Source organism: Sinimarinibacterium thermocellulolyticum (assembly GCF_040327995.1).
Taxonomy (GTDB): Bacteria; Pseudomonadota; Gammaproteobacteria; order Nevskiales; family Nevskiaceae; genus Solimonas; species Solimonas thermocellulolyticum.
In genome coordinates, this window is sequence record NZ_JBEPIJ010000037.1 from 1 (window position 1) to 5,246 (window position 5,246).

A 5,246-nucleotide genomic window follows, 5' to 3' on the forward strand; every position below is an offset into this window, starting at 1 on the left:
GCTCCAGAGAAACGTAGCTGAACATCGCACCCTGCTGGATTTCTATTCCCCGCATCCCAGACCCCTGTTTGGAATGTCGCGCGTATAGACCGCAGAATTCATGCCGAGTTTTTCAGCAAGCTGATAGAGCCGTTCCAAACCCGGAACCGCGCAATGCACAAACCGTGGCGCAACGGCGTGTGTGGCCAACAGCGCATCGATGTGTCGCAGATCGGCCGCCGGCATCACCGCATCGCACGACGCAACCTCCCTATGCGGGGCTCGGACGAGCAGCGCGGGGACACCCATCGGTACGGCAACGCGGCTTGCCGACAGCAGAAACGCCCAGCCGGCCAGTCGATCTGTCCGCTCATCAAACCCACCGCATACTTCAGCCACTGCCCGCGTGTGCACCACGCAACGCAGGTCCAGGCACGGATGGTTATCGATCAGGGCGAGCGGATAAACGGCGTAGCGCACACCGGCAAGCTGGCCCTGGGGGTCATTCCACTCCTGCGCACAAAAGGCCAGCACGTGAGACGGATGCGCACGCAGCTCTCCAATCATGAGTCGCAAGAACTCCGGATCGAACTCTGCACCGCAATCCAAGTAGGCTACATAGGCTCCACGTGCCGCCTGCAGACCGCGGCCGAGCGCTGCCCCGCGGCTGCTGCTGCCGATCCATTCCAGCGCACGCACTCGCGGATCCGCCGGCAGAGTAGCGTCGGGAACCACCTGCGCGCCGTGATCCACCACGAGCAGCTCGAAGTCGGTCCAGGTCTGCGCGAGCACGCTGCGGACGGAGCGAGCGAAACCTTCATCGCGATGCGTACACGTAAGTATCACGGATACGCAGACGTCAGCCTTCAAAGCCGCGTGCCGTCGCAACAAATGGTTCCGGCGTGCGCGCAGATGTTCGATAACGCAGCGGGCTTCGTCGGTGAACGGCGCGACGAGTTCGGGGGCGAACAGCGCGTGACGCAGGAAGCCAGTGAAGTCGCGATAGGGCGGACGCGGCTGCGACGCCGTCGGACGTGGGCGTTCTGCCGACTTTACGGGCCGTGCGAGACGCCCCTCGGCCGCGCCGAACTGGACATAGTGCAGGAGCGGATTCATACCGGCAGCGACGACGTCTGGATAAGACGAGCGATATGCCGCCGAATCGAACGCCGCACTGGGGTTGCGACCCTCATCCGCACCGTACCTCAGGTAATGCCGCAGAGGATCGATACCGGCTTTGCGAACGTCGGGATTACGGGCCAGATAATAGGCAGCATCGAACAAACCGGATGCGCGAATCTGTCGCAAGGCCTTGCGCTCGGCCCACATGCGCTGCAGACGCTGCCGCAACGAAGGATGCGCGGTTTTCGGCGGCTCAGCGAGCCACGTCCGTAGATCCCACCCCAGCACCTGCTCCAGCGCGCGGATTCGGGGCCGGTACAGCACCTCGAGCTCGCGACGCAGCCGGTCTGGCAACGGATGCCCCGGCCCGGCGAATACGGGACGGCTGCTGTCTTCGAGCATCGCTGGGTCCGGGGGGGCGATGCCCAGGTGCGCACAGCACTGACCCACCACCCAGTGGGGGCGCAAGGCGATATCCTCGTAGCGCAACACCAGCAAAGCGTCATTGCCGAACACCTTGCGCCAGCGCATCAGCGTGCCAACATAGTCACCGCGGGCCAGCGACCCCTTGGAGCGGAAATGATCGAGGAACCAGGCGTCGCCAACCTCACTGATCGATAGTTCGGCTCGCTGTAACGCCATAAGTGCCGAAGACCAGGCGCGCTCGATCGGGTTGCGCAGGACCAGCAACAACCGCAAATCAGGCGCAACGCGATGGATCGCGCGAATCGTCGGTTCCGGCAGCAAGGCATACGCCGGCGTGATCTCGCCTTCGCAGCGCAGCGGATCGCCGAAGGCCGCCAGATACCGATCGAGCTGCACCCGGTCGTACGGCCGATCCCAGAAATGGGCCTCCTTACCCAGCGGGAAGGCGACCTCGGGATGACGGGCGAGCTGCGCATGAAGCCAGCTCGTGCCGGCTTTCTGGACGCCAATGCCGAGAAACTTCAGCATGCCCGGATGCGCGGGGCGCGGCGACGGAAACGCCGCACCCCGGTGCTGACCCGTTTATTCATCAGCCATCGCACCGCTGGCAGCCACCGCCTCTTGTGGTGCTTCAGCACCCGCTGGCGCGCCAGCCGCCACCGGCTCTGGCTCGGGAACCTTGAATTCTGCGCGCAGCCGCTTGGCAAGTTCGGCCAGCTCGGTCTCATCGAGCGTGACCGGGTCCTTAGGCGCCACCTCGGCCAGCCATTCGTTCGTCTTCTGCTGGCGATACTGCCCTTCCAACTTGCTGAGAATCTTCAGGCGCACGTCCTCGAAAGGAATCGGTTCGGCAGCGCTGCGCGACAGCAGTTTGATGATATGCAGACCAAAACGGGTTTCAACGACGCCGCTCAGTTCCCCGGGCTGAGTCAGCGCAAAAGCGGCCTCCTCGAACTCGGGGACCATCTGGCCCCGCTTGGTCGGGCCGAGGTCGCCCTTCATGATGCGGGAGCCGTCCTCGGAGTGCTCGGCCGCGAGTTCGCCAAAGTCGGCGCCGTCCTTGAGTCGCTTCAGCAGTGCCTCTGCCTCCGGGCGGCGGCGGCGCTTGTCCGCCTCATCCGGCGCACGCAGCAGGATATGCGCGACATGGACGGTTTCATCGGTGATGAACTCCTCGGGATGCTCGTCATAGTAAGTGCGCGCGGCTTCAGCGAAGTCCGGCACCTCCAGCGACTGGTAGTACAGCCGCGTGGCCAGATCAGCCAGTCGCATCTCGCGGTCTCGACGTAGCTGCGCTTGGACCAGCGGACGTTCGGTGTAACCCAATTCCTCGGCCACGTCGCTCATGCGGTGGCGGACGTACAGAGTCTGAATGAGCTGTTTGAGCGTCTCGGGACTGCTGAGCGCGGCTTGCAGCCCATCCGGTCGCTGCAGGCTCAGCTCGCGACGCAGGTCGCCCAGCCGGACCTCGGCTCCCGCAGCGGACGCCAGCACGGGCTCTGAAGGCGCGGAAGCTGCGCAACCGACGAGCATCGCACTCCCCAGCAACATGGCCGTCGACAGTAGTGCACGCATGGGATGTCCTTCTCCTTGCAAAATCAAAAAACCAATCACGAGGTGGGCTGGATTATCGCCGAACACGCTCGCGCACGATCGCGCGCACGATCGTGAATCCTCAACGGAAAAAGCCACCGCCCGGAGGCGGTGGCTTTGTCAACTTCGTGGACTGGACAAAGTCCACTTACATCTTGACGACTCGGGCTATTTACGGCCGCGTGTAGGCGTGCTCGGTAGCCTGCGCGAAGTTGATCGTCGGATCGCCAAAATCGCGCACCTTCAGGATGAAGCCAGCCGTCGGGTAGGCAGCGCCATCTGCAAAGTCGATGCGCAGCCAGCCCGTCTCGGCGCCAGGCAGGTCGTTGGTCGGCAGACCCAGCGCATTGGCGGTGCCGAGGACAGAAGTGCGGGTCCGCGCATTCGGGCCGATCTTGACGACGTTGGCTTCGAACGACAGGTTGTCCGGCTCCACGATGCCCGGCGGGAACGGCGACGGCACGGTGGTGTCCGGAGCCTGGACGGCTTCACGCTCTTCGCGATCGTAGAACGTGTAGGTCAGCTCGATGTTGGACACGCCGTTGTTGCCGGCCTGGAAACGCTCGGTGAAGGGCGCCAGAGGGCAGGTGAAACCAGCGGCGAGCTGGGTCGGGACGCTCGGCGTGGCAGCAATCGGCGCAAAGCCCGCGTAGGCCGGACCACCACCACCGGAGGCCACACCACCGCCCGAGGTCGCGTGACGGTACTGGCTGCACGCGGCCTGAATGTTGCGCGAGTCTTCGTCGACGTGGTAGCGCTTCGTCGGGAAGGTCACGACCCACTCGGCATCGGCGCGGACGCCCGGCTCGCTGCGATTCTCAGTCCACTCGTTGGCAACCGAGGTAGCGGCGATGCCGGCCTCGAGGGTGGCCAGGTTCGTCGTGGTCCACAGGCCGTCACCCGAGGCCAGCGTGGGCTCGAGGAAGTACGGGAACTGCTGGGCGGTCACGTTGTTCACACCAACCGCGTAGCCCGCGATGTGCAGCGATTCGACACCGGCGCCAAGACCACGGGCACTGTTGATCAGGCTGACGTTCACCTTCAGCGGATCTGGCGTGACGACCGGGCCGTAGCCAAACGGGTTAGGCTGACCCGCAGCGATGCCACCGGTTGGCGCGGTAAACGTCCAGCCGGCACGTGCCAGCGGGTTACCCGAACCGTTCTCGCCCGGGATGGTGACGCCGTTGACCGCATCGTTCGCGGTGAACACGGGGATGCCCGCCTGGCGCTGGAAATCAGCGTCCACTCGAGCGCAGTCACGCGGCACACCGTTGACGTGCTTGGCGTAGTAGGCCGTGGTGCCGCGCGTTGCACCAGCGACGCCAGACGAGCCAGTCTCGGAAACGCCGGGCCCGGAAACGGGACGCTCGTCCTCACCCATGACCAACAGGGTGATGTAGCCCTCCTGTAGGCGCTCGATGCTATTTGCGGTGCCATCATGGTCGCGGAAAGTCACGCTGCCCACGGTCGAGTAGGCGATCTCGTTCGCGGCCAGACCGTCGGTGGCGACGCTGAGCGGACTCGTGCAGGAGCGGTCGGTCGTACGCAGGAAGGCGCGGCCGTTGGCATCCTGACGAATGGTCGCGGTCCAGACATCATAAGGCGACAGCGCGAGGTTGAAGTCGAGCACGTCGCGAGAGTTGCGGTGGTCGTGCAGACGAACCTTGACGGCCAGCGAGTTGCCGGTGGTGTTGGTCACGTTGATGAGCGTTTCCCAACCACCCTTGACCGTGTAGTAGGGAACGACGACCGCCGAGCCTTTACCCGTGTCAGACACGGTCTGGGCTGCGACAGGCTGCATGGCGAAACCGGCAGCGAGCGCTGCGGATGCCCCGATCAGTCGCAGCTTACTCAAAGTCCTACTCATTGAATAAATCTCCATTGAAGAAGTCACAGAGGAACGAGCTGATAAAGTCTGATGATCCTTGAGCATCGAGCAATCTGCCCGCCCAAAGCAGCCGCGCCTTTGCATGTGGATACGGTTGCCTTGAGGCGCTTAGATTAGGTAATTCCTAACCTTTCCGGACCAGAATTGGACGTAGCTCCTGGATTGAGATCTGCTTGAGAAGCTTGTGCAGCAAGGGTTGCAGGTTCTCGTGCCGGTGATTGAACCGGTAGCAAACTTC

The 5,246-nt window shown here is 63.7% G+C and carries 3 protein-coding genes; all 3 read right to left on the bottom strand.

Features of this window, described 5'->3' with window-relative positions:
• Positions 1-42: 42 nt before the first annotated feature.
• A complete protein-coding gene (locus ABSH63_RS15580) occupies positions 43-2,055 on the bottom strand; it encodes a sulfotransferase (RefSeq protein ID WP_352891013.1) in 2,013 nt (670 codons plus the stop codon).
• Positions 2,056-2,109: 54 nt separating this feature from the next.
• Positions 2,110-3,102: a peptidylprolyl isomerase gene (locus ABSH63_RS15585; RefSeq protein WP_352891015.1), complete on the bottom strand. Its 993-nt coding sequence runs from the start codon at positions 3,100-3,102 to the stop codon at positions 2,110-2,112.
• 190 nt (positions 3,103-3,292) lie between these two features.
• The gene (locus tag ABSH63_RS15590; RefSeq protein WP_352891016.1) at positions 3,293-4,987 is read right to left on the bottom strand and encodes a hypothetical protein; all 1,695 of its coding nucleotides are present in this window, start codon (positions 4,985-4,987) and stop codon (positions 3,293-3,295) included.
• Positions 4,988-5,246: the final 259 nt, after the last annotated feature.

Excerpts from the sequence above, each read along its gene's own strand:
- ABSH63_RS15580 (WP_352891013.1), bottom strand. The coding sequence starts at position 2,055 with ATGCTGAAGTTTCTCGGCATTGGCGTCCAGAAAGCCGGCACGAGCTGG.
- ABSH63_RS15585 (WP_352891015.1), bottom strand. The coding sequence starts at position 3,102 with ATGCGTGCACTACTGTCGACGGCCATGTTGCTGGGGAGTGCGATGCTC.
- ABSH63_RS15590 (WP_352891016.1), bottom strand. The coding sequence starts at position 4,987 with ATGAGTAGGACTTTGAGTAAGCTGCGACTGATCGGGGCATCCGCAGCG.